The following is a 26,071-nucleotide window of genomic DNA, read 5'->3' as shown; positions in this document are numbered from 1 at the left end:
TAGCCGCCGGGCGGACTCCCGGCAAGGTCTTGCTCGATCTTTCTCGTGACACCGTTCCAACGATGTCACGCCGGTGTTGGGCGCTACGCGCCCTGCTGCAATCATTGCCCCAGGGTCGCCCGCCAACCACCGCGACTGGGCAGCACCTGGGTCCACTCGACATAAGTCGCCGCGACGGTCCTGGCTGAGGTGATATTGGTTAGGGTGCAGATCGCTCCGACTTGGCCCGCACAGTCTCCGCGCCAACCGTTGAAGAGGTAACCAGGGTTGAGCGTGGCGGTGCAGGTGCTGGCGCCGCCCACGGGGACCGGGTTGGGGGTACAAGTCACCGTAACGCCCGCAGCTGGCGTCGCGCCAGTCGTGATGGCGATGGCAGCGGGGGCGTTGAGCGTGAAGGTGGCGGTGCAGGTGGTGTTGGCGGTCAGCGCGAAGGCGCTGGCGCAACCGGTTGAGCTCCACCCGGCGAAGGTCGACCCAGCCGCCGCGGTGGCCGTGGGGGTCACCTGGGTGTTGTAGCCATAGGTCCCGCCCCCGCCGACGGTGCCCGCTCCGGTACCGGTCTGGTTCACCGTCAGGGTATGATTTAGGGGCGCACCGCCGGACCCGGTCGTGAAACCGTGCTCCAGGCTCAAGGCCTGTCCCACCGGCCATCCCAGCGAGTCGAAGGCGGAGACCGACCACCGATAGGCGGTGTTCGGCGCCAGGGCCTGCGACGGCGGGACTTGCAATGAATACGATGTCCCGGCATTCGGCAGGATCGGGCGCAGGAAGATCATATCGCCACTGGTCGCGTCCATGATCGCCAGCATGTAAGACGCGGCCCCGGTCACCCCAGTGGTACTGAAGCTGAAACTGGGCTGCAGGGACACGCCAGTCGCTTGATCGGCCGGACCGCCGGTCAGCACCGGCACAGCGTCGAATACATGGATGGTCCGGAGCAGTGTCCGTGTCTGAGCGTTGGACGGATCGGTGACGGTGATACGCAGTTGGTGCGGACCGATGTTCAGACCCTCATTCCCGCCGGCCAGAGTCGTGTAGACATATTGCCAGCCACTCTGCTGAAGATTGCTCCAGACCTTACCGGACTGGGTCAGGTCCGCCACCGAGACGGCGAGCGTCCCGCCGGTGGTGCTGCTGGCAATAACCGCGATATCCAAGGTCACCCGCCCGTCCGGTTGGCGGTAGGCCAGGATGTCACCTTCGCCCATCATCTGGGGTGGTGTATTCGGCGAACTGGCAACGGCAAAGCGAAACACCGAGGCGCTGGCCAACGGATTACCGGCCAGGTCCGTCATGGTCGGGGCGAGTTCGACGCGATAGGTATGACCCCGCTGCCAGCGCCCGCCCTCGGCAAAGGCCCGGTCGATCTCGATCTTGGCACGCGCGCCGTCCTCGGCGACCCGATCCTTATAGATGTGGATACCGACCTGGGTACCCCCTGAGGTCTCGTCGAAGACCCGCACAGTGGTCAGACTGATGGTGTCCGGGTTCATGCTCTCGGAGAAAAAGACCCCGATCGACTCCCACTCCAAGCCGGGCGACTGATCGGCCGGGCGCGTCTGCACGACCGTCGGGGCGATGGTATCCCCCGCGCCGCTGTTGAAGCTGAAAGTATAGGGCGCGGCCAAGGGGTGCCCCTGCGCATCGGCCACGGCGGTCGTCAAGACGACCTGATATTGACTGTGAGCCTGCAAGCCCTGCGGCCAGATGTTCAGGTCAAAACCCTCGGGCTGCAGCCGGTAAGACGACGCACCGTTCAGCGACACCGAGAGCGAGTTGATCGTCGCCGCATCGATCGGTTTGTCGAATACGATGAGAATGTGCGAGGCGTCACCGCCCACCTGACCGACATAAGGCGCAGTCGAGGTCAACTGGGGGGCCGAGGTGTCGCCGGGAGCGCCGGCGGTCGAGAAGAAGTGATGCACGCTCCACTCGTAGCCACCGACCGCAATCCCATTGGTGTCATGGCACCTGGACACGACCAGATCGTATCCCATGCTGTAACGCAAGGGCGCAGCGGGCACAAAGGTCAGGGTATCGTTTAGCCGCGCCGTCTGCGACCAGGTCATCTGACCCGTCAGATTGGAGCCGCCGAACCAATCGGACAATTGCACCTGGCAATTGCCATCCATGGACCGATCGAACTGCACGACGATCAGCTGATCCACCGGCACACCCGAGGTGCCGTCAGTGGGTTGCAGGCTGAGAACCGTGGGCGGGAGCGCATCGACCGCCACGGCATTGATGCCTGCGACCGTCTGCCCAGCGGCCAAGGTCACGTTGGTAACGTAGACTCCTGCGCTGCCGGTTGAGCACTGTTGGACATAGGGATTCCAACCATAGAAGCAGGCCTGATAGGTGCCGGCACCCAGTCCACCGAGGTCATAGGTGCCGTTGGGACCGGTGGTGGTGTTTCCCGCCCATTGCCAGTAATTGGCACTGGCATTCCAGGTCTGGGCCTGCACCTGGATACCCGCCGCCGCCCCCCCCAGCGAGTTGGTCACGGTGCCGGTGATGTGCGCCGGGGACACCAATTGGGCGTTGATGTTAGGAACGGTCTGCCCGACGATCACGGTCACGTCAGTGCCACCATTCTGACTAGAGCCGCTGATGTAACACTGGGTGACATAGCGGCTGTCGCTATTCCAGTTGCCGAAGCAGACCCGATAAATGCCGGCGCCCAATACGAGATTGTAGGTTCCGTCGACAGCAGTGAACGTGTTTTCCACCCAATCCCAGAACTTGGTGCCGGCGTTCCAGACCTGGGCTTGTACTGTTAATCCCGAGACGGGACTGCCGGCGGCGGTCACGGTACCGGTCACATGACCGGCCAGCGCCAACTGGGCACTGATCCCAGCGGTGGTCTGTCCGGCGGTCACGGTCAAGTCAACGGCTCTGTCAATGGATAGCGCGTCGTTGTAGCATTCTTTGGCATAGGTGCCCCGGCTGGCGTCGGAGAAACACACCCGGTAAGTCCCAGCACGCAGACCGCCGATATCATAGGTTCCGCCGGACCCGGTCGCTACCGCCCCGCCCCATTGCAAGGTATTACTGCGGACATCCCAGTTTACCTGAATGCCCTCCAGGGGACTGCCACCAGCACCGGTCACGGCACCAGTGATATGTCCGGCCAGCGCCAATTGGGCATTGATCCCGGCTTTCGTCTGACCGGCGGTCACAACCACGTCTACGGCACTGTCCACCGAGATCGCGTCGTTGTAACACTCCTGGGCATAGGTTCCGTTGTTGGTGTCGGAGAAACAGACGCGGTAAGTCCCGCCACCCAGCCCGCCGAGATCATAGGTCCCACCGGCTCCGGTCATCACTGCCCCCTCCCATTGCCAGGTAGTACGGCTGGCATCCCAGGTCTGGGCCTGTACCTGAATACCCGACAGGGAGCTGCCGCCGGCACTGGTCACGGTGCCGGTGATGTGCCCGGCCAGCGCCAATTGCGCATCGATTCCGCCTTTGGTCTGCCCGGCGGTCACGGCTAAATCAACGGCGCTATCAACGGATAGCGCATCATTGTAACACTCCTGGACATAGATTCCGCTGTAGTCGAAGAAACAGACCCGGTAGGTCCCAGTATCTAACCTGCCGAGATCGTAGTTCCCGCCGGGTCCGGTCAAGCCATATTCTGCCCCGGCCCATTGCCAGGTGTTATCGCTGGCATTCAAGGTCTCGGCCGCCAATTGAAAACCCGACAAAGGGCTGCCGCCGGCACCGGTGAGGGTACCGGTAATGTGCCCGGCCAGCGCCAATTGGGTATTGATCCCAGCGGTTGTGGCCCCCGCATTCACGACAACGTCAGTGGCCTGAGCGACCTCGGCAGCACGATTGAAGCAGGAATCAACATAGTCTCCCTGCGCACTGTCATAAAAGCAGACATGGTAAGTACCCGGCACCAATCCAGCTACTTCGTAGCGGCCCAGTGCATCGGTCGCCGCACCCCCAACCCCCGACCATGACCCAGCCGGCTGAGCCCTCTGGTATGCGCTAATCTGCACGTTCTTCAACGGGTTGCCCTGCACATCCGTAACTTTCCCTGAGAGATATCCGGTGACCGGCCCAACCGCACCCGCCTTATCCGCAACGGCATCGATCCCGTCGGTGGTTGCCCCCGCAACCACCTGAATCGGAATCGTAGAAGCGGCGTCGAGCTGCGAAACATTATCGTAGCACTCGGAAACGTCGATCGTTCCATCGGAGCAGAAAAAGCAGACCCGATAACTGCCGGCCCTCAATCCCCCCAGATCGTAATGTCCATTCGCATCGGAATATGTTCCCACACCATTAACAGAGTAACTCCATATCGTGTCGGAGCCCTGAACGTAGCCCTGGATATAACATTGGGACGGCGGCGCGCCCGATTTAAGCAGTAGCCTCCCCGCGATATGCCCCGCCGTTCCCAGAGTAAAGTCAATGGCGACCACCCGACTTCCCGGACCAATCGCAATGTCTCTAGCATCAGCCACGCCAAAGGCATCGGACCAACAGCCCCCCACGGATTGCTGAGTGGCATCGACACAGATGCGATAGCTGCCTGGTCTCAAGCGTGCCAGTTCATAACTGCCATCCATGCCACTATCTATCACATGGACTTCCGCCCAATAGCCCGCGTTGACCCCGAGGTCACGCCAGACCATCGCCCTGACGCGCCGCCCCGCGAGGGGCTGTCCCCCGTCATCTGTTACCACGCCGGAGATTGATCCCCCATCAGGCATCTGGGCATTGATTCCCGCAACCCGTCGCCCAGTGCTGATGGCAATGGCACGGGCGCCCGTCTGATCGGGAGCCTGATCGTAGCATTCAGTCAAGTCATTGCCGCCGAACCAATAGAAGAAGCAGACCCGGTGATCCCCGCTGCCGAGACCGCCGAGTTCGTAGCTGCCATCGCCTTCGGTCACGCTCGAACCCCACCCGCTCCCAAACACCAGTCGTACCGCGCCAGAGAAAAGAGCCGACACCGACTCCCGCCAGGGCCGCTCCTGTCGCGTCAGTGACGGTACCGGCAATATGTCCCGCCGGCTTTAGCCGGGCATCAATACCAGAAACCACCGCATTGCCTGACACAACGATATCACTCGCCGAATCCAGGGCCGAGGCATCGTTGAAACAGCTAGCGACATAGGCGTCGTTACCGGTAACGCAGACCCTGTAGGTACCCGCGAGCAAGCCCGCAAAGGCATAGTTACCGGCACCTGTCGGGGTGCCGTCGCTCGTGCTCCAGCCAGCGCCCTGCCAAGTGCCGGCGCTGGCATTCCAACGATAGGCGCTGACTCCCACACCGAGTGGATCGCCCGCCACACTCCGCACACTACCGGCGATCCCGCCGGTCGAAACCGGAACTGAGATCCCGAGGTCTGCAACGGCAGCACCCTCGCTCGTCAACTCGATATCAGTTGCGTCACCCGCCGAAGTACCGCTGCCATAGCACGCGTCAAAGGACTCATTGGCAAAGACCCAATCGTCAAAGGACTCATTGGCAAAGACCCAATGTGCGCAGATACGGTAATTGCCCGCCGCCAGGCCATCGAAACGAAAGCGACCGTCGGCCGCTGATTGGACACGACCGGTGCCACTCCAGTAACCAGAGGTATTCCACTGGAATGCCTCAACTTGCGCCCCAGCTAGCGGCGATCCGCCCGCATCGCTGATGGCTCCAGCCAAGCGATAGGGGGCGACACCATAGAGGTTTTCTCCGAAAAAGATCAGGAAGGGCGCTGGCGTTCGATAATCGAGAACAGCACTCTGGGGGGTAAAGACATTCGTGCCAGCGAAACTCTGCGGCGCAACATTGAACGTCTGAGGGACTTCCAACGATGTCAGCTCATGAACAAAAAAGCCTTCGCTATCAATAGTAGCGCGCTCCGCGCCGATCGTTACGAAGCTCGCCTGCTGGGCGCCAGCGGGTGCATTGTAAACCCGTCCACGAACAAAAAACCTGGGCAGATAGGAAATCTCAGCGGTGGTGAACTGTGATTGCACGCCTTGAGTATTCGCCTCGATCCTGAGCCTGACGCGTTGGCCATACCTTGGTGGAAGGTCCGGCGCAATGAATCGGACGATCTTGCCTTGCGGTTGCCCGGAAAACACGCTGGTCTCTGAGCCGTCAGTAAAAAGCAGAGTAATGTTGACCCGCTCGATGCCCAGGTCGACTGCGGTCTTGGTCGCCCGGGTCCCCCCGAGATCGATCCTGAAAGCGCCACGGGCGCGCATCGACGCTGTCATTCCGGCGATCTGCACGCCAGTCGACACCACCCACGCATCGGATGTTGTGACACCACCGTAGGCAAAGACATCAGAGGGAATCGTCTTGTCAAAGGAATCGATAAAGCCGATATCGTCACCGCCACTGACCGTAATACGATAACCGGTGGCCGGGGGGAAATGATCACCAAAAAAGCACACCTGATCGAAACGCGGTCCGGCGGGGTGGCGGCGAAAATATCCATATTGACTCTTCCACCAATAATACGGATTCACCTCCGGCAGCGCCGCCACACTGCTGTTCACCCGCAGCACGACGGCATTAGGCCCACAGGCATCATGCGCGGCGGCGTCAGCAATCACCTCAATGTTCTGGATCTTGATCGCCACGGCATCCGGCAGATAGCGTGTCGGCTCATGATCTGCCCCCAGTTCACGGGCCAGCATGGAGTCGACCGCCAAGGCAGCGAGTAGCTCGAAGGAGGCATCATCGCCAGTGTGCCGAGCCTGGGCAATGGACCGCTGCAGTATGTAAAGCGCCTCCCGGATCGTCAACGCATTCGCCGGGTACAGATAGCCGGCGTTGCCGGCAATGATCCCCAGCGCCACTGCGGTATTGAAATAAGGCGCCGGCCACAGCCCACGAATGCTTTCTCCATCCAGAAAATCCGCCAGCACGTCCGGCGCGCCGGACAGCGGCACGTCGATGCCCTGTAAGACCATGGCGACGAACTCCTGTCGCAACACGGCATCCAACGGATTGAAGAGGGTGTTGGTCTTAGTGAGCACCGTGCGCGGATCGGCGGTCCCTGCGTAGTGCGCGAGCCTGGCCAAAGACGGATAGTACTCGGCGCCCTCATCGACGTCAGCGAAGGGATTGGTAAACGCGGCAGAATTCTTGTTGAACAGCGGCTGGAGATGGATCAGAAAAGTATCGAGCAAAACGACGGCGTCAGAGCGCGCCAGGGTATCATCGAGATGCAGCAGCAACTGCATGCGGTCCACCAACGGATTGGTGGCGCTGAGGTCGGCGACGAGCGGCTCGATAGCCGGTGCGGCCGGCAGCGCGCTCAACGCCGGCGTGGCCGGTGCAAGCAAAGCCAGCATCAGCAATAGCGCCAGTGCCCGCTGGCTGCCGCTGGCCACAAGGGTTCTCGAGAAGACCGGAAAAAGACCGAGGGTAGGTAACCGCCACCCCACGTGTATCTGACGATAGAGAGTCATAGCCACCGCGCCGGCGACGTTTCCAGGACTGGAGTGAGTCATGATGATTGTCCGGTAGCGGATTAGTTGACCGGATCGCTCTCTTGAGACGAGCGGGTCGAATGGAAAAACGCCAGGTCGTACATCAAATAGATCGCCTCGGCCTTCGTTAGCGTGTCCGTCAGGAGGTGCTCGGCAGGCAGAAAAATATCTCGATGGGAGATGACCGGAACCACCGCATAGGCTTTGAGCGCATAGCCAATGCTATAGTTATTCTTGATATCGATGAACTCGTTATCAAAGAAATACTTTCGCTTGACACGTGTCAGATTAATATTATTTCCCAATGCGCAGATCGTCATGCTTTGAAGAGATACTGGATAGAGCTTTTCGTATATCATATACATGGCATCAAGTGTATCTAGTCTGGTCGGATACGCGGACGGCAACCACGCATAGAGCATTCCGGGCGCTGAAGCGGCCTTTGTCACCGACCGATTAACACCATTGACCAAGCCTTCAAATTCAGCCGTGGTTATCGCATCTTGCTGGTGCAAGTAACCATTGTCGTCCAGCAGCGAAGTCACCTCGGTCACTCCTTGCATCAGCAAGTATTCGATACCATTGCCAAGCAGTGAGTTCGGGGGTACATCCACGGCAAGCTTGGGCCTGGCCGTACTGTGGTTTTGAAAAAGCTGGATCGCGTAAACTCTTTCGTTTCCGCGCTTCATTTCCGCAGTGATTGCGCTGATCGCGGCGGCCACGCCGCCGATCTTGGACAGCGTTCGCAATGCTTTGAGTTGGACAAATGCTTTATTGAAGCCCGTCTTCATGGCATCCGTCATCTGAAATTGCGGCTCAAGAAATGTCTTAGTCAGATACTTGGCCCAAATCGTCTCCAGCTTGATTATCGCCCAATCAGCATAGACACCCGCGATATTGGATAGTGCGTTCTCGCGTTCTTGGATGGTCTGGCCTTCGATAATGCCGGGAATCAAGATCCCGACATTTGTCAGCAACTCGGGATCATGCAACGCCTCACTTATGAAAGCCGTGCGAATAAAATACAAAAAGCCCGTCTTATCAAGATTTTCCGGAACCACAATCGCCAACAGATCAACGCCTACGTCGAGCAGGGATCCAATGGCGCAAATAATGGAGGCGGTCAACGCTTTCTTGCTGCCTAAGACAAAGTCAACCGATCCCACCGGCGGGGCGTTACTGGCCGTTAAACCAGTAGGGGTCAGGGCAGACATAAAGGTCCCATCAAGGTAGGCTTGGTAATCTACCATCAAAGGATTTTCGATCAGGTCAACAATATCACCGATCATTGTCCTGGTTCGAGGTATCACGATCTTCTCCGCGATCAGTGCGTGATTGTCGTCATAAATTCGAACCAGAACACTCCATTTCTTTTCATTGGCAATGAACAACTCTTTTTCGCCGACCGCATTATCCTTTATCACCAGGTCAGTGCCTGCGACCATTTCAGGAAAAATATCAGTCCATTGCATGTAGCCTTTCGCCCAAGTCTCCAGCGCTTCCTCGGCATAACCCGTAGTAGGGATTAGGTGAAGCAACACTATTGCAATGAGTGCAAGAATGCGCGACCGGCTGGTCGGTAAGCGAAGCAGCTTCTCTTGCCAACCAGGTTGGAGGCTGACTGCGGCTGTATTGCTGACTCCTGCCACATTTGAATCATCGAAAAATGGAAAACGAGAAATCATAACGAAAAAAGAGTTTTTCATTTCAGGCATTGGCATTCGTTGTAGCTGGCAGGGGACGCGTCGGCATTGGCCGTTGCGTTACGCTATCCGACTCGCCTAGTGCTGCGCAGGAGCGGATTGTCCCGACCGCCCGCAACTGCGCGGCGGCGGCGAACGGTTGGAAGGAATCGCTGTGAGCCGGCCTTGGGCTTCCTTCAGGTCGTCTTGGAGACTCGACCACGGGCAGCAGGGTCGGGGTGCAGCCCTGGGAGGGCGTTGACAGCGTCATGGTCGGTTACTCCCTGTGGATCACTTGGCCCGGCGAGGCAAGAGGTGACTGCGGGCTCAACGTTGACGATATACACGCTTTCAACAATCGCATCAACATGGAAAATCAGTCGGGCTTCGTTGCGGTGCAGTCACGTCAAGGCCCGCGCGCCTGGCGGGCTGGCGGGCTGGCGGTCGAAGTAAAGCCCAAGACTGCGGCGCTGGAGCGCGACTTCGGCCCTCGACCAGGGCACGCAGCGCGATTGAAGCTTCCGGGCTAGAATGCACGGTTTACCGCCCTGCCCCGGCGTCCCCCTTTTTTCGGCCCCCGAGCATGATGACTGACCCTGTCGATTCGCACCGTTCCAACTTTATCCGTCAGATCATTGAGGAGGACCTGGCCGCCGGGCGCCACCGGCGCATCGCCACGCGCTTCCCGCCGGAGCCCAACGGGTATCTGCACATCGGGCACGCCAAGTCGATCTGTCTCAACTTCGGCTTGGCCCAGGACTACCCGGGCACCTGCAACCTGCGCTTCGACGACACCAACCCGCACAAGGAGGATGTGGAGTTCGTCGACTCCATCCAGGCGGACGTGCGCTGGCTGGGGTACGACTGGGGGGACCGGCGCTATTTCGCCTCGGACTATTTCGAACAGCTCTACGGCTTCGCCATCGAACTGATCCAGAAGGGCCTGGCCTACGTCTGCGACCTCGAAGCGGAGGAGCTGCGGGCGTACCGCGGCACCCTCACCGAGCCGGGCCGGGAGAGCCCGGGGCGCAACCGCTCGATTGCGGAGAACCTGGATCTCTTCCAGCGGATGCGCGCCGGTGAGTTCCCGGACGGCGCCCGCAGCCTGCGCGCCCGCATCGACATGGCCTCACCCAACATCAACCTGCGCGACCCGGTGCTCTACCGCATCCGCCACGGGGTGATTCACCACCAGACCGGGACCCTCTGGTGCCTCTACCCGACCTACGACTACACCCACCCGATCTCCGACGCCTTGGAGTGCATCACACACTCCATCTGCACCTTGGAGTTCGAGGACCACCGGCCGCTCTATGACTGGTGCGTGGACAACGTCTCGGTCCCCTCCAAGCCGCGCCAGATCGAGTTCTCCCGGCTCAACCTGGAATACACGGTGATGAGCAAGCGGCTGCTGACCCAGCTCGTCACCGAGGGGCACGTCACCGGTTGGGACGACCCACGGATGCCGACCATCGCAGGGCTGCGCCGCCGCGGCTACAGCGCCGCCGCCATCCGCGACTTCTGCGAACGCATCGGCGTCACCAAGGCCGACAACCGGGTGGAGATGGCGCTCCTGGAGAGCGCCATCCGCGACGACCTCGACGCCACCGCGCCCCGGCGCATGGCGGTCCTGCGCCCGCTGAAGGTCGTGATCGAGAACATCCCGGAGGGTCAGGTCGAGCAGATGGCGGCCGGCAACCACCCCAAGGACGCGGCACTGGGGACGCGCGAGGTCCCCTTCGCCCGCGAGATCTACATCGACCGCAACGACTTTGCGGAGCAGCCGCCCAAGGGCTTCAAGCGCCTGGTCCCCGGCGGTGAGGTACGGCTGCGCAACGCCTATGTGATCCGTTGCGATCAGGTGATCAAGAACGCGCATGGTGAAGTCACTGAATTGCGCGCCACCGCGGACCTGCAGACCCTGGGCCGCAACCCGGAGGGCCGCAAGGTCGGGGGCGTCATCCACTGGGTGAGCGCCGCCCATGCCGTACCCTGCGAGGTGCGGCTCTACGACCGGCTGTTCAGCGTCCCGGTCCCCGGCGCGGGCGGCGGGGATTTTCTGGCCGACATCAATCCGGAGGCGCTCACGGTGGTCACCGACAGTCTGGCGGAGCCTGCGCTCGCCGGTGTTGCCCCCGGCGAGCGCTACCAATTCGAGCGTGAGGGCTATTTCGTCGCCGACCCGGACAGCACGGCGGCGCGGCCGGTCTTCAACCTGACCGTGGGGTTGCGGGATACCTGGGGGAAGGCGCAGCGTTAGCGTGCAGCGCCCGGCTTCCAGGTAAGCGCATGCTGGTGCTAACTCTTGCAGCTCGGGGAGGTGTCAGTGCTGCGCTGCGCGCTTTGACGAAGATTTTTTCGGGACGCCACGATATGGATGAGGTTAATGATGTCACCATGCAGAAAGCGGGCGGGGCGGCGGCCGGGTCGGATCAGTTGAGTCAGCTCTCAGCACTGTATCGCGACCTGCTGCGCTGCCGCCGCTGCCCGGGCATGTTCGGCCCGCCGGTCTACGGTCAGGCGGTCATCTCGCCGGTGATGATGATCGGTCAGGCCCCCGGGACCAAGGAGATCGAACAGTGCCGCCCCTTTTGCTGGACCGCCGGCAAGACCCTGTTCCGCTGGTTCCAATCGATCGGGATGGACGAGGCGACCTTCCGCGAGCGGGTGTTGATGAGCGCGGTCTGTCGCTGCTTTCCCGGCAAGAACCCCAAGGCCGGCGATCGGGTGCCGGATCGCCTTGAGGTGGAGAACTGCTCAGGCTGGTGGCGCGGTGAAATGCAGATCAGCCGCCCGCGCCTCATCATCCCGGTCGGCAAGCTCGCCATCGCCCAGTTCGCGGACCAACTGCCTGCCGGGGCGCGACTCGACGGTCTTGTCGGCCAGCAATGGCCTTATCGCTCGGCGGCCGGCCTGACGGCGGACCTGATTCCCCTGCCCCACCCCTCCGGGGCCTCCACCTGGTTCAAGATGGAGCCGGGGAAGAGCCTGCTGCACGCGGGGCTCGGGCTGATCGCCGCCCATCCAGCGTGGCAGGACCTGTTGCGACGGCACATCGTTGAACCCAGCAGCCACAATGCCTGACCCGCAAGACTCAGAACTCGCGCTGTTCACCATCGAAACGGTGATACTGGATGGCTATCAGGCACGACTCATCTGCCTGGCCAAGGGCGCCTTGGATACTGACATGGCCACTCGAACCAAGGCCGAATTACGGGCACGTGCCCTAGAGGATTCCCCTCCCCTCAGCCAAGACCCGCCAGCGCCTTGTCCATGCCTGATCGTGGATCTCAAGAACATTCCAAGCGCCTACGCAGTGGATTCGATCCTCGCAACACTGGTGTGGCTGAGACAAGGTCCAATCCGCAAGAATGGAGCGTTTCGGATCGTTGCCGTCATTGGTGTCAGCGATGAGGTTCTTTCGTGGATGGAGTTTTCGCGGATGACCACGGTAATTCCTGTTTATCCTGATGCCATCACCGCCATGGCTGCCATCCGCCAACATTCGCGACCTCAATCGCCGCAAGCGTGGTTTGAGTTGGTGCATCGCTTGACCGCTGCCAACACCCCCTCGGCTGCTCCTGTCCATCGCACTTGGAAGACATTAATGGATTCGAAATTCCGCTGGTCATGGCCTGGCAATACATTGATTCGGAAGGCGATACCTCGACGTTTCTTGAACTAATCACGGTTACCTTTGAGCACCGGCCGCTCCAACTAACCCAATGCACCCCCCTATACCTCAACGAAGGATCACCCGCCAGCCACCCCGACTTGGCAAGCAGGCCCAACAAGGCCGCGTGGCGTCGCGCCAGATGCATTAGCGAAGCCTTCACCCTAGCGTCCTCCGCGTGTAATTATCATAGAAACATGACTATTCGCGAAATGCTTCAGCTTTCCAATACGTCGCCGACCTGGAGATGGGAGAGCAACTCAGACCGCACATCAAACATTCCCCCTAATGAGTCTCCAACTGACACAAGTAGCGGTTAACATGGTTGCGCAACCCTTGGGCCAGTCGCCCCGACCGTCCGCGCGCACTCACCCCTGCTCCTCCCGCAATCCCCGCACCTGCGCCTCGTCCAAGCCGGTCTTCTCAGCCAGCAGGCCGTCATCGGCGATCGTCCCCAGCAGGCTCCGGGCTATCCGCAAACGCTCCTGTTGCTGACCTTCCTCGCGGACTTCCTCACGCCCCAGCTGGCGACCCTGGTGCATCCCCCAGCCATAGGAGGACTGCACCATGCTCGCTTGCTGGTGCAAGTCGTCCTGATAACGCTCGTAGGCCCGCCGCTCCGCCTCGGGGAGTTTCAGTATGTCCAACTGCTCCTTGGCTTCTTGCAACCCCCGCGCCCGAAAACCGTCCGGCACTTCCTCGTGCTTGAGGAAATAGATCCACTCGTCCAGGCAGTCGCGGGCTACGTCGTCGAACTGGTTGACCTTGATCAGGTAATATTCCGGGAACAGGGCCTGGGGTTCGGCCCGTCCGTACAGGTCCCGTTGCGCCTGGCTCAACTGTAATTCGTCGTGCTGATGCACTCCGATAAATCGGGTCGCGCCGTGATAAACATAATCCTGGCCTTGGCCTAGGTCGAAATACAGGATGCTGACCGAGATGACCTTGACCACCTCACCGTAGGGCTGGCCCTCTTGGAGATTTTCTACCACGGTACGCGCCGTGCTGTGAAGAATCCGCTGCAAATAATCGAACTGCCGCTGGTACTGCACCTCGATCAGGATGATTTCACCGCCGGCATTGCGTGCCTTCAGGTCCACCCGATTCTGCTTGTCGAACGCCGTGTCCTTGTTGCTCTCGCTCTCCAGGACCTCCAGGATCTGAATCTCCTCGCGCAGCAATTCGCTGAGAAATCCTTCCAGAATCCCAAAGTGGGCCTTGCTGCGCAGCAGGCGCTTCATCGCCCAGTCGAAGCTGATCAGGCGGCGGGGGCGAGTCATGACAGTGCCCCGGCCCCCGGGTCACGGAGTATCCGCAAGGCGATGGGAACCGATGCCTGGCCGGACCCGGCGGCATCGCCGCTATGGCGCATATCGCCGTCATGATCCGGCGCACCCGAACCATGCCCATCCTGTCCGCGCGGCACCAGCCGCTTGATCAACCGCAGCAGGTCATCGACAAAGGTGAAGACCACCGGGATGACCAGCAGGCTCAGGAACGTCGAGGTGATGAGCCCGCCGATGACTGCAATGGCCATGGGGGAGCGGAAGCTGGGTTCGGCGCCGATCCCCAACGCCACCGGCAACATACCGGCGCCCATGGCGATGGTGGTCATGACGATGGGGCGGGCGCGTTTGTGGCAGGCGTCCAGCAGCGCGAGGCGACGCTCCAGGCCGCGTTCACGCCGCGCCATGACGGCATATTCCACCAGCAGGATGGAGTTCTTGGTCACGATGCCCATCAGCATCAGTACACCGATGATGGATGGCATGGAGAAGCTGTTATGGGTCAGCAGGAGCGCAATGAAGGCCCCGCCGAGCGAGAGTGGCAGGGCGGTCAGGATGGTGACAGGCTGCAGGAAGTCATGGAAGAGCAGGACCAGCACCACATAGATGCACAGCACGCCAATCAGCATGGCGGTGCCGAAGGAGGCAAACAACTCATTCATGCGCTGGGCGTCGCCCTGCGCGATCCGGGTCACGGCGGGCGGCAGGCCCTTCAACGCCGGCAGGGCGTCGGCCTCATCCAGGACTGCACCGAAGAGGCGCCCGCCCAGTTCCACGTCGATGTTGACGGTACGCACCCGGTCCACCCGGTCGATCTGGGCCGACCCGCTGCCGAGCGCAAGCTCAGCCACCGCGGAGAGCGGCACCGAACCGCTCTTGGCCGGGACGCGCAACTGGGCAATGGCCTCCAGGTCGGTCCGCATCGCCCGGTCCAGGCGCACGCGGATGGGGATCTGGCGCTGCGGCAGATTGAGCTTGGGCAGATTGACCTTGAAGTCGCCGGAGGTGGCGACGCGCACCGCCCCGGCCAGGGCGGAGGTGGTCACACCCAGGTCCGCGGCGCGGGCGAAGTCGGGCCGGATCTGGATCTCCGGGCGCTGCAGGCTGGCCCCGGAGGTGACGTTGCCGATCCCCTGCAGGGTGCGCAGGTCCCGTACCGCCGCCTGGGTCGCGGTGGCGAGTGCGACGGGGTCGTCGCTCGCGAGCGTGATCTGGAGCTTCTCGCCGCTTTGGCCGGCGCCGATGGAGACCCGGGTCCCGGGGAGCGCCCGCAGGCGCTCACGCACATCCTTCTCTATCTGCATCTGGCTACGGCTGCGATTGTGCCGATACAGGAGCTTCACGTTCAGGTTCGCCAGGCGCACGTCCTTGGCCGCGCCGTCCCCCATCGGACCGTTACCCGAGGTACTGCCGACCGCGGTGAAGATCCCAGTCACCTCGGCGACGGGCGCGATGAGGCGCCGCGCCCGGTCCGCCGCGAGCCGCGTATCGTCCAGTGAACTGCCGGGCGGCAACTCCAGCTTGACGCTGAAGAGTCCGCGGTCCGCCGCCGGCACAAAGCCCTTGGGTAGCAGCGGGATGAGTTGCATGGACCCGACGAAGAACAGGATGGCCACCAGCGCGGTGGTCTTGCGATGGTCCAGGCACCAACCGACGGCGGCCAGATACCGGATCATGGTGCGACTGTCGGTGTTGCCCACCGGATGGGGTTTAAGAAAATAGGCAGCCATCATGGGGGTTAGCAGGCGCGCGACCATGAGCGAGGCCACCACCGCCACCGCGGCGGTGATGCCAAACTGGACAAAGAACTTGCCCGGTACCCCGCCCATGAAGGCGGTCGGCAGAAAGACCGCGACCAGGGTGAAGGTGGTGGCGATGACCGCAAGCCCGATCTCGTCCGCCGCCTCCATCGCCGCGCGAAAGGGCGGCTTGCCCATGCGCAGATGGCGCACGATGTTCTCGATCTCGACGATGGCATCGTCCACCAGGATACCGACCACCAGGGCCAGTGCGAGCAGGGTCAGGATGTTGAGGCTGAACCCGAGCCACAGCATGACGGCAAAGGTGGGGATGACGGAGAGCGGCAGCGCGATGGCCGCAATCAGCGTGGCGCGCCAGTCACGCAGGAGCCAATAGACCACCAGGATCGCCAGCAGCGCCCCCTCATAGAGAAGCTCCATGGACCCCAGGTAGTTGTCCTGCACCGGGTCGACGGTGTTGTAGGCCTCCCGGATCTGCACCTGGGGGTAGAGGACTGCCAGATGGTCCACCGCCGCCTTGACCGCCTTGGCCACCGCCACTTCGCTGGCCCCCTTGACGCGGGTCACTTCGAAGGCAACCACCGCCGTCCCGTCCAGCAACGCGTGCGAACCGCGCTCCGCAAAGCTGTCACTGACCGTACCCAAGTCTTGCAGGCGCACCCGACGCCCATCCGGGAGCGGGATCACCAGCTCTGCGATCCCGGCCACGGTGTCCACCGCACCCAGGCTGCGGACCGATTGCACCGCCCCACCGATGTCACCCCGCCCGCCGGAGGCGTCCTGCTGGACGCGCTTCAATTGCAGTGAGATGGCCTCGGCAGTGACCCCGAGCGACTGCATCTTGGCGCTGTCCAGATCCACATGGACCTCGCGGTCCACACCGCCGAGCCGCGCCACCCGCCCCACCCCCTTGACCGCCAGCAAGGCCTTGCTGACCTCGTTGTCAACGAACCAGGACAGGGCCGACTCGTCCATCCGTTCGGAGGCCACCGTGTAAGTCACAATCGATGAGCCGGAGGTCGTGACCTTGGAGACGATCGGGTCAGTCATGTCCTGCGGCAGGTCGGCCCGCACACTGTCGACCGCATTGCGCATCTCGTTCAAGGCCACCTCGGTGTCCTTGTCGATCTGGAACTCGACCCGGATGGTGGCGGAGCCGTCGGCAATCGTGGTGCGGATGTGCTCGATACCGCCCACGGAGGCGATCTTGTCCTCGATCTTGCGCGCGACCTCCGTCTCCAGCTGGGTCGGGTCCGCCCCCTCCAAGGTGGCGGTGATCGTGATGGTGGGCAGCTCGATGTCCGGGAAGTTCTGAATCCCCAGGGCGCGGAACCCCATGATCCCGATGATGGTCAGGAGCCCGAACAGCAGGATGGCAGGGACCGGGTGGCGGATGGACCAGGCGGAGACGTTCATCTAGCGCGCCGCACTCGTGCGACCAATGCCCGCGTTGGAGCCGGTGTCGACTTCGACGCGCACCAGGTCACCATCGGCGAGGAAGGCCCCACCGCTCTCCACCACCCGGGCGGCACTGTTGAGGCCGGACAGGATTTCCACCTGGCCGGCGGCACGGCGCCCAGTCTCGACCTTGCGCTGGGCAACCCGGTCGTCGGCAAGGACCTCGAAGACAAAGCTCGAGCCGTCTCGCAGGACCACGGAGGACTCGGGTAGGGTCAGGGCCTGGCTGGCCCCGACCCGGATGGTGCCCTGGGCGAACATCCCAGGGCGCGCCACGCTGTCCGGCGGCAGGTCCACATAGACCAGGCCATAGCGGGTGGTGGCGTCGAGCGTCGGGGAGGCGATGCGCACCTTGCCGGTCACGGACTCTCCGCCCGGGAGCCGGATCTCCGCCTCCTGGCCGGGGCGGATCTGGGCGAGCTGCGCGGCCGTGAGCTCGGCGCGCCACTCCACCCGCCCCTGGCGCACGATACGAAAGAGCTCAGTCCCGGGCTGCACCACGGTCCCTAAGGTCGCCCCGCGGGCCGAGATCACACCGTCATCCACCGCGAGCACGCGGGTATCGGCCAGGCGGATACGCTCCATCTCCAGGGCCGCCTCGGCCGCCGCCAGGTTGGCCTTGGCCCCCTCCTCCGCGATCAGATACTGGGTGACTTGCTGCTCGGACATGGCCCCCTTGTCCTTGACGTTGCGCGCCCGGTCACCATTGGCCCGCGCCTCGGCAGCCGCCGTGCGCACCTGGGCCACCCGCGCCTCCTGCTGGGCGAGCTGTGCCTTGACGGTCTCCTGGTCCAGACGTGCCAGGACCTGACCGCGGCGCACCCGATCGCCGACATCCACCGCGACCTCCACCACCCGCAGGCCCCCGGTCTCGGCGGCGATCACCCCCTCCTGCCAGGCAAAGAGCCCGCCGCTCGCCTCGAGCATCCGCGGCCAGTCCGCCGTCCGCGGGCTGACCAGGGTCACGGCCAGGGCGGGACGGGGCGGCGGCGTGGGCGCCGCCTTGCCCGCCGCGCCATCGGCGCCGACCTTGCCATAGGACACCAGGGCGGCCAGCAGGCCGGACGCGGCCACCGCGAACAGGGTCAAACCGGTCTTCGCCTTCATAGGGTTTCTCCAGTGTCGGCGCGCGAAACCATCGGGGCACTGAGGTCAGGCAGTCCGATGGCGCGGCAGATGAGGTCGGTGATGGTGCGGGTGAGTTGGTCCAGGCGCTGCGGGGTGTAATGGTCCCACCCCAACTGGCGCCCGAGAATGGGGCGAGAGAAGACCAGGCTCGCCATGTTGCCGTGCAACACGTTGGCTGTGAGTCGGACGGTCTCGGAGGCGGGCGGCAGCCCCCAGGCGGCGCCCACCACGCGCGCCAGGAGCCGCAACACCGGCTCGGCACGGCGGCGGTAGAGGAGATCGAAGAGTTCACCGGGAAAGGCCAGCTCCCGGGCGACGAGCACACCGAAGAGGCGCAGGTGATCAAAGGCCGAGAGGCGCCCCACCAGGCCGCGGGCCAGGGCCTGCACCGCCGCCGTCAGCAAGTGCGGGTCGGACCCGGCGCGCGTGAGCAAGGCCGCGACCGCATCGATCTGCGCCGCGAAGCGCGCCTCGTCCTCGTCCAGCACGGTCTCAAAGATCGTGTGATAGAGCCCCTGCTTACTGCCGAAGTGGTAATTGATCGCGGCCACATTCACCTGGGCGGCGGCGCTCAAGTCGCGCACCGAGACCCCCCGAAAGCCGTGCTCGGCAAAGAGCCGCAGCGCAGTCTCGATGATGCGCTGACGGGTCTCGCCGGTGCGCGGGTCCGGTAGGCGGCTGGTCAGGGCTTGATCGAGTGGGGGCATAGACAAGCACAAGCGGTGGGTCCGGAACTAGCCGGGCAGTCTACCCCTTTGTCTGCATCTTTCAAACGTTTGTTTAGCCTAGGCGCAAGCCACCGAACCGCACGCCGTGTCCGAGCGTTTTCTGACCGCACCCTCCAACCCTCTGTTTGGAAAGCGCCCTGACAGCTTCGACACAGGTTATCCACAGAAGCGGTCACAGCGCATGTGGAGAAGTGCCCAACCCGGAAGGCTCTATAATGAGCGCCGCCCACGGGTGGCGAGCACTGCGTGACCACCCCGACCAAGCCACTGTCCGCTAAGGCACCGCCACAGCTTCGGCACAGTTTATCCACAGAGACGACCCCAGCGATTGTGCAAAAGCGAGACGACCAAATGACGGACGATGGCATGGACTATCGACTGCTGCGCCTGATCCTGATCGACTCCTACAGCCCGGGACGGGTCGTGGAGTTTCCACTGGAGGGCGGCGCCGTACTGACCGGCCGCAACGGCCGGGGCAAGACGACGCTGCTGCAACTGCTACCCATCTTCTACGGTGAAAACCCGACCCGCATTGTCGGCACCGAGACCAACCGACTGGATTTCAACGGCTACTACCTGCCGCGCCTGACCTCGTACATCGTTTTCGAGTACCAGCGTCGGGACCTCACCTGCCTGGTGGTCCTGCACGCCAACGAACAGGGCGGGGAGCGGCGCTATCGCTTCGTGCGCTCGCCCTACCGGCCGGACCTGTTCCTGTTGCCGGACGGCCAGAACATCCTCCAGGCGCCGGACCTGCGCCGGCACTTCAAGCTCAAGGGCATCATCCACAGCGAGGCCATCGGCTCGGTCGCCGAGTACCGGGGGATCATCCAAGGCAAGGTCGGGAGCACCAAGACGCGCAGCAACCAGCGCGCACTGGTGGCGGACTACGCCTGTTGCGGTGCCGGCCATCACCTGACCCACATCGAGAAGATCGTCAGCGGCATGTTCCTGCGCCGCACGGACTTTCAAGACCTCCAGCGGATGGTGGTCTCCTGCATCTCCGATACCGATGCCGAGATTGCCTTGACCACCGAACGGCGCAAGATCGCCGCCTGGCCGCAGCATTACGGCGCCTATAGCCGGGCGATGGAGGAGTCCGGGCGGATGGGGCAGGTGCTGGAGCGGGAGGCACGGCTCACCGCGGTCGAGTCTGAACTGGGGCGCATCCACGCCCGCATCCTGCGCCTGCTCGCCCGGTTGGACGAGACCGACACCGAGAACCGCCGGGCGCGGGCGCACCAGGCGGCCCAGGCCAACGATGAGGAGCAGGCCCATCGCCAGAGTGCCGAGGGCATCCGCCTGCGCCTGGAGTCAGCCGGGCGCGAGGCCAAGGAGCAAGCGGCGCGGGTCGCGGCACTGGAGGGTCAACAGGCGGACTGGCTGCGCCGCGACCTGCCGGCCAAGGCGGAACTGGTGCTGCGCGAACCGGACCTGCGCGCCCGGCACGCGCAGCTACAGCGGCGGCGCGAGGCCTTGCTCGGCGAGCAGGAGGCGATCTCACTCAAATACGAACGCCTGCTCAATGACCTGGACCGCCGACACACCCTGGCGGAGGGCGCTGCCGGTGAGGCCCGCACCGCCCTCTTCCAGGGCTTCGAGCCTCGGTTGCGGGCGGTCGACGAGGCGGCCCGGACGGACCTGGAGCGACTGCGCGAGACCCACCGCGGCGAGTCTGCGGCCATCGACACCCGCCTGCACCGTAGCGCCGAGGCCAAGGGCGAGTGGCGGCAGCAGGTCCGCGCCCCCCAGGCCAAGCCGGAACTGGTCGCGATCCGTGACACCAAGCAGGCGGACGTCACGACCCTGGAGCAGGAGCGGGAGGCGGCCGACCAGGCGTTGCGCCGTGCCCGGGAGACGCTTGCCAAGGCCACTGCCGCCCACCAGGACCAGGAACAGGCACTGGCGACCCTGCGCCGGCAACGCGATGACCTGGAGCGCCGGCGCCAGGCCCGGCTGCTGCAACAGAGCCCGGGCGCGGATACCCTGCTGCACTTCCTGCGCACCCGGCAACCCGACTGGGTGTTCGACATCGCCAAGGTGGTCCGCGAGGACCTGCTGATCCGCACGGACCTGGACCCGGGGCTCATCGACAGCCTCCCGACACTCTACGGGGTCGGGCTCGACCTGAGCCATGTCGATGCCCACCTGGCCGCCGACGAGGAGGGGCTGCGCCGGGAGATCGCCGAACTGGAGGCGCAGCGCTCCCGGCTCGACGCCCAGCGGGTGCAGGCCGAACAGGCACTCGGCGCCTGCGAACAGGCACGTCGGCAGGCCGACACCGGCGCGACCTTGGCCAACGCCGGGCTGGCGCAGCTCGGTACTCGGCTCGAATCGGCGCGCGCCGAGCGCGCGGCGGCACAACGCCGGATGGATCAGGACTTGAAGGAGGCCGCGCAACGGGCCAGGCAGCAACTGGCTGAACTGGAACGGGCAGAGGCGGCACTCCAGGCGGAAAAGAAGGCCCAGGACGAGCGCCACCAGGCGGCCATCACGGCACGCGAACAGCGCCAGGCGGATGAGCGCCACGCCATCGAGACCGAGCGCCATGGGGCCATCGAGGCCCATGACCGGGCCCAGACGCAGCGGCGCCAAGGCCAGGCCGTCGAACGGGCCGGGATCGTCGCCGAGCGCGACCAGCGGCTCTGCGCCGCCGGGGTGGACACCGCCGCACTCCAGGCATTGGAGCGCGACCTCAAGGACACGGAAACCGCGCTCAGCCGCATCGAACACAGCCGCGGCGAGGTCAGCCAGTGGCAACTCTGGCAGCAGAATGACTGGCCGCGCAAAGACGAACACGCCCGCGCCGCCCAGGACGCGCGGAGCCTTGAGACCGCCGCCCGCGCCGACCTGACGGCCGAGGACAAGCGCTGGCAGACGCGCGGCGCCGAGCTGAGTGCCGGCCTGCAACGCCTGGACCGGGACCATGAGCAGTTGGAACTGGAGCGCTCCGCGGTGCGTGGGCGCGTCGAGCAGTTCCGTGCCTACCCGCCCGACGCCCAGATTGCGGGTCAGCCCTTCGACCCCGGCTGGACCCTGGATGCACTCACCACCCAGGCCAACGGCAATCAGACCGAGGCCACGACGCAGGAGCGCGGCATCCGCACCCTGGTCGAGCAAATCAAACGCGCCTTCAGCGCCCAGCGCGACGCCCCGCCGGACCAGTTCTACGAGACCCACCGCGAGGCCCTGGGTCCCGACGCCCCGGCGCGTGCCTGGGTCCCGGTCTTCAAGACCTGGTTCGACTCCGACCATGACGCCTATCGTCGCATCCTCGCGACCGATGCCCAGCAGATCGCCGGGGCCATCGTCGCCTTCCACCGCGACATGGACGCCTTCCACCGCAAGGTCCAGCAATTCAATCGGGAGCTGGCGCAGAGTCTGGACGACAACCTGGGATTCGAGAGCGTCTCGCGGGTCACCGTCAAGGTCATCTCCGTGATCCGCGAGCTGGAATACTGGCAGCCGATCGAGGCCATGGCCGAGGAGCACCGCGCCTGGCTGCGCCTCGACGGCCAGGACCTGCCGCCCCCGGAGTTCGCCGACACCCTGCGCACCCTGCTCGACCACTGGGAGGTCCGCGAGGGCATCCGCGCCGCCCTGCCGAGCCTGATCCGCATCGAAGGTGAGGTGGTGGAAAACGGCCAGACCCGTACCTTCCGCAAGGCCGCCGACCTGGAGCGCGTCTCCTCCAATGGCCTGTCCTATCTCATCCTGTGCGTCATCTTCATCGCCTTCATCAACCGCATCCGCCGCCAGGCGCGGGTAGAGATCGTCTGGGCGCTGGATGAATTGAAGGATCTGGACATCGGCAACATCGAGGCACTGCTCGCCATCCTGAAGCGCAATGCCATCACCCTGGCCTCCGCCTTCCCCGACCCGGACGCCGAGGTCCTGGCACTGTTCCGCCACCGCTTCAGCGTTGAGGAGGGGCGGCGGCTGTTGGAGGCGCGGGTGGTGGGGCAGGATGAGGAGGCCGAGCCGGACCCCGGCCCGGATCGCCTATCGCCCGACTCGGGCAACATCGATTAGCGATTTTGACCTCTTGGTCGAGAAAGATGAGGTTGCATCGCCGCGGGCCGAGTCTGCGCGCATTTATCGTGCGCTGGAGGGCTTGAGCACCGCCGTGGATATCGTGGTGACGCCCTCGGACTACGTTCTGCATCACTGGCACGGCCTTGATGATCGTCCCGACCAGTGGCGGTCGTTCTGCAATCGGAGGTCGAGGCTTTAGCCGGTGGAGGTTCTCGACATTCCATGAAAAGTCTGTGGCGCCTGCACGCCGGACCGGCTAAAGCCTCGACCTCCGGTGGCCAGAACGCTGATCAAGGCCGCTGGCACTTTGTTGATTAGGCTGCGTGACTATTAATGTCTTGATGTTCAGCAGGTTTAGGACTTGCCGGCACGACACGGCGGCCTTGACGCCCCTGTTTCTGGCGCGCATCTTCGCAGATCGCGTGCAGATCATTACCGAACCGTTCAGCGTACTCTCTTCGCGTATTGTGGATCTCTTCAATAATTGGATTCGCTTTCATCTTAGATCTCCAAGATTTCAAGTGGTGTGCAGATGATTGGCGGTTCGTACCCGAAAGAGCGGATAACCGCATCAATCTTGACGCGAAAAGCCGGATTTGCAATATGTGCACAATTCCAAGTCAGCCGATAGTCCATGCCACCAATGGCTGCCATGGCAATATGGAGTGCGTCTACTTTGGCCTTTGGCGGTAAGGATGCGTGTAGCAGCAATCGTTCTGCAATCAACTCTACTTCTGCCGAGATTTCGATTTCAGGAATTCCGCTTAGCACTTCCAATCTTCTCGCGGCTGCTTCCGGGGCGCCGCCTGACGATTCCTCTATCACAAATTCTGAAATAAAGAGTTCAAAGTCGTCGCGCCTGTCCCACCATTCTTTCGTTGTCTCTTGGTTGCCGGCGATAACTATGTCCCGACTTCGCCAAGCGGTCAGGTAACTTGGGATAGACGTTTCCACATAAACTTTTGGCTTCAAGGCCATCTCCTGGTCTATTGCATACGCCGTCGGCGCGCCAAGTGATCGGCGCCTCGACTCTTTCCTCTTCCCTGACGCGAGGCAAAAGGGACAACCTGAGCCCATAGACTCCCGATAGCAACAGACAGTGCATCATCATTCGCGCTCGGCTGGAATCGCGCGCCTGCTGATCAAGCTTTCTGCCAATGCAACCGCCAAATATGCGGTCAGGTCCCCGGCGGGAAATTCATTGAGCTTGGCTCCTTATTAATCGGAATATCGCGGTCTTTCCCCAATCGGCTTTGCAATCAAGTATCTGCGAGATGATGCGCGAACGCTTGATTGCAAGACCTGACTCCGTTCCTTCGCTAGATGACCTCGGCGAGTCAATTACACAGGCTTAGACATGCCGGTCCGGGTCCATTCCCGCGTGCAGCACCCGCACGATGCGAACTGTCGAAGGCGTGAGCATGTAGAAAACCATGTGCTCGTTGATCCGCAGGGACCGATAGCCGGGGCGCAGGTCATCGCGCGGCTTGCCGAGCAAAGGGTTGTCGCCGAGCCGGGCGATCCCGGCGGCCAGTTCGGCGAGATACTTGTCGGCCTGCTTCTCGCCCCATTGCTCGAAGCTGTAGCGCCAGATCGCTTTCAGATCTTGCCTGGCACGGGGGCGCTTGACGATCTCAGACATCCAAGCCCGCTTCCCTGCGCGCCTCGCGGCAGATCTCGACCATATCGAGCGGGGAGTCCTCGCCGCTCGCCTCGCCTTCGATCAGCGCTTGGCGCAGGGCTTCGAGCTGTTGCTCGCGCTCCTCGAGCAGTCGCAGGCTGGCGCGCACGACTTCGCTGGCGGAGCCGTACCGTCCGCTTCGGACTTGATGCTCGACGAATCCCTTGAAGTGGTCGCTCAGAAAAATGCTTGTGTTTTCAGACATTATGCAGATTCCCCCGATTACCTAAAGATACCCCATCATGGTAGCACCGGTCGCAGCGATCCGGAACGAACTTGCGCCTTCTTAGGGGGAAAGGGGGGAAGGCGCCCCCAACGGGAAAGTGGCCAGGGTCGAATTCACTTTGATCAGCCAGCAAAACAAGTCGAGCCTGACGCCCTTTTTGCGTATTCCGCCGGTATTCCCTAAGGCCCGTCCTGCTCCGGCCGGTATTCGCGGATGATGCCGCGGTGCACGATCCATAGCCTGCCCTCGAGCGGTGCGATCCGCAGCCCCCTGACCAAGACCTCACATGCCGCCCACAAATCGGTATCCGTCGCGCGGTGCGGCAGCCTCAGTACCGCGGATTGCTGAAATCCAGGTCCAGCGTGACCAGGCAACGGTCCTCTCGGCGACATATGCCAATCAGCTCCCGATCGGTCGCGCCGGAAAGACGCTCGCTCGCCACTGTCTCGACATCATGTCCAGCGGTGCGGAAAATCTCGGCCCCGCGTTGGCCAAGGTTCTCGTCCAGTTTGATCTTCATGCCGAGTGCGCAAGCTCGATGTCAATATACCGCTCGCGGGTCATCTCCGCGCCGTAGGCGATACACGCGAGGATATCCGCGTCGTCGAGGCCCGGATAATTATCGAGGATCTCGTGATGGCTCCAGCCCCCGGCGAGCAGATCGAGGACCAAGGACACCCAAATCCTATGCCCCTTGATACAAGGCTTGCCGAAGCAGACGCCCGGGTTGACCGAAATACGTGCCAGCAACTCGTCTTTGGACATCGTCTTACCCTCAAGTCGGAGTAGTTCAAGGGCCAGGGGCGAATTCAATTTCAGAATACAACTCGTGCCCGGCCGCTTTGCCTGGTGCCGAAATAGGATCGCTCGACGCCAGCAGATAAGTACCTCAACGGAAACGTTTGTAGAGCACCTGGCTTCGCAATCTATTTCGCAAATTCAATTCTAAACTCAGTTCC

General features: G+C 62.9%; 17 protein-coding genes. 4 read left to right on the top strand and 13 right to left on the bottom strand.

The features are described 5' to 3' along the window. Positions 1–101 precede the first annotated feature (101 nt). From QZY44_RS05540 to QZY44_RS05530, 3 genes are all read right to left on the bottom strand, one after another. Positions 102–3,905 (bottom strand): Ig-like domain-containing protein, encoded by a 3,804-nt coding sequence (locus QZY44_RS05540; RefSeq protein ID WP_365303396.1) that lies wholly within the window; start codon positions 3,903–3,905, stop codon positions 102–104. Between the two features lie 913 nt (positions 3,906–4,818). Beyond that, a complete protein-coding gene (locus tag QZY44_RS05535; protein WP_295443381.1) occupies positions 4,819–7,356 on the bottom strand; it encodes a carboxypeptidase-like regulatory domain-containing protein in 2,538 nt (845 codons plus the stop codon). A 140-nt stretch (positions 7,357–7,496) separates the two neighbouring features. Next, positions 7,497–9,170 (bottom strand): hypothetical protein, encoded by a 1,674-nt coding sequence (locus tag QZY44_RS05530; protein WP_295443378.1) that lies wholly within the window; start codon positions 9,168–9,170, stop codon positions 7,497–7,499. Positions 9,171–9,723: 553 nt separating this feature from the next. Here QZY44_RS05530 and QZY44_RS05525 point away from each other — a divergent pair. From QZY44_RS05525 to QZY44_RS05515, 3 genes are all read left to right on the top strand, one after another. Next, entirely contained in the window at positions 9,724–11,397 is a 1,674-nt protein-coding gene (locus tag QZY44_RS05525; RefSeq protein ID WP_295443474.1) for a glutamine--tRNA ligase/YqeY domain fusion protein, read from the top strand. Between the two features lie 137 nt (positions 11,398–11,534). Next, positions 11,535–12,221, top strand: coding sequence for a uracil-DNA glycosylase family protein (locus QZY44_RS05520; RefSeq protein WP_295443472.1), 687 nt, complete (start codon positions 11,535–11,537; stop codon positions 12,219–12,221). Next, entirely contained in the window at positions 12,214–12,822 is a 609-nt protein-coding gene (locus tag QZY44_RS05515) for a hypothetical protein (RefSeq protein WP_295443375.1), read from the top strand. Before QZY44_RS05520 ends, QZY44_RS05515 begins: the two co-directional genes overlap by 8 nt. A gap of 356 nt (positions 12,823–13,178) precedes the next feature. On the opposite strand, the gene QZY44_RS05510 is transcribed toward QZY44_RS05515, so the two are convergent. Genes QZY44_RS05510 through QZY44_RS05495 form a run of 4 tightly spaced genes read right to left on the bottom strand, consistent with a single transcriptional unit; the run spans position 13,179 to position 19,149 of the window. After that, on the bottom strand, positions 13,179–14,090 hold the full coding sequence (locus QZY44_RS05510) for an Rpn family recombination-promoting nuclease/putative transposase (protein WP_295443372.1): 912 nt from the start codon (positions 14,088–14,090) through the stop codon (positions 13,179–13,181). Next, positions 14,087–17,272: an efflux RND transporter permease subunit gene (locus QZY44_RS05505; RefSeq protein ID WP_295443369.1), complete on the bottom strand. Its 3,186-nt coding sequence runs from the start codon at positions 17,270–17,272 to the stop codon at positions 14,087–14,089. The genes QZY44_RS05510 and QZY44_RS05505 overlap by 4 nt, the downstream gene beginning before the upstream one ends. Beyond that, a complete protein-coding gene (locus QZY44_RS05500; RefSeq protein ID WP_295443366.1) occupies positions 17,273–18,421 on the bottom strand; it encodes an efflux RND transporter periplasmic adaptor subunit in 1,149 nt (382 codons plus the stop codon). Then, positions 18,418–19,149, bottom strand: coding sequence for a CerR family C-terminal domain-containing protein (locus QZY44_RS05495; RefSeq protein WP_295443364.1), 732 nt, complete (start codon positions 19,147–19,149; stop codon positions 18,418–18,420). Before QZY44_RS05495 ends, QZY44_RS05500 begins: the two co-directional genes overlap by 4 nt. Before the next feature lie 372 nt (positions 19,150–19,521). Here QZY44_RS05495 and QZY44_RS05490 point away from each other — a divergent pair, with 372 nt between their 5' ends. Further along, positions 19,522–23,202 (top strand): ATP-binding protein, encoded by a 3,681-nt coding sequence (locus QZY44_RS05490; protein WP_295443361.1) that lies wholly within the window; start codon positions 19,522–19,524, stop codon positions 23,200–23,202. 317 nt (positions 23,203–23,519) lie between these two features. On the opposite strand, the gene QZY44_RS05485 is transcribed toward QZY44_RS05490, so the two are convergent. The 6 genes from QZY44_RS05485 to QZY44_RS05460 form a co-directional block, all read right to left on the bottom strand. After that, positions 23,520–23,705, bottom strand: a complete 186-nt coding sequence (locus tag QZY44_RS05485) for a hypothetical protein (RefSeq protein WP_295443359.1) — start codon at positions 23,703–23,705, stop codon at positions 23,520–23,522. Between the two features lies 1 nt (position 23,706). After that, positions 23,707–24,177 (bottom strand): type II toxin-antitoxin system VapC family toxin, encoded by a 471-nt coding sequence (locus QZY44_RS05480; RefSeq protein ID WP_295443356.1) that lies wholly within the window; start codon positions 24,175–24,177, stop codon positions 23,707–23,709. A 379-nt stretch (positions 24,178–24,556) separates the two neighbouring features. Beyond that, positions 24,557–24,847: a type II toxin-antitoxin system RelE/ParE family toxin gene (locus QZY44_RS05475; RefSeq protein ID WP_295443353.1), complete on the bottom strand. Its 291-nt coding sequence runs from the start codon at positions 24,845–24,847 to the stop codon at positions 24,557–24,559. After that, positions 24,840–25,091 carry a type II toxin-antitoxin system ParD family antitoxin gene (locus QZY44_RS05470; protein ID WP_295443350.1) on the bottom strand — a complete coding sequence of 84 codons (252 nt, stop codon included), beginning with the start codon at positions 25,089–25,091 and terminating at the stop codon, positions 24,840–24,842. Before QZY44_RS05470 ends, QZY44_RS05475 begins: the two co-directional genes overlap by 8 nt. 349 nt (positions 25,092–25,440) lie before the next feature. Beyond that, entirely contained in the window at positions 25,441–25,632 is a 192-nt protein-coding gene (locus QZY44_RS05465; protein WP_295443347.1) for a DUF5615 family PIN-like protein, read from the bottom strand. Continuing rightward, a complete protein-coding gene (locus QZY44_RS05460) occupies positions 25,629–25,877 on the bottom strand; it encodes a DUF433 domain-containing protein (RefSeq protein ID WP_295443344.1) in 249 nt (82 codons plus the stop codon). Before QZY44_RS05460 ends, QZY44_RS05465 begins: the two co-directional genes overlap by 4 nt. Positions 25,878–26,071 lie beyond the last annotated feature (194 nt).

This window comes from uncultured Thiodictyon sp. (genome assembly GCA_903837595.1).
In the GTDB taxonomy this organism is placed as follows: Bacteria; Pseudomonadota; Gammaproteobacteria; order Chromatiales; family Chromatiaceae; genus Thiodictyon.
The sequence above is the reverse complement of the archived record's forward strand: the minus strand, read 5'-3'. Positions and strand labels throughout refer to the sequence as shown.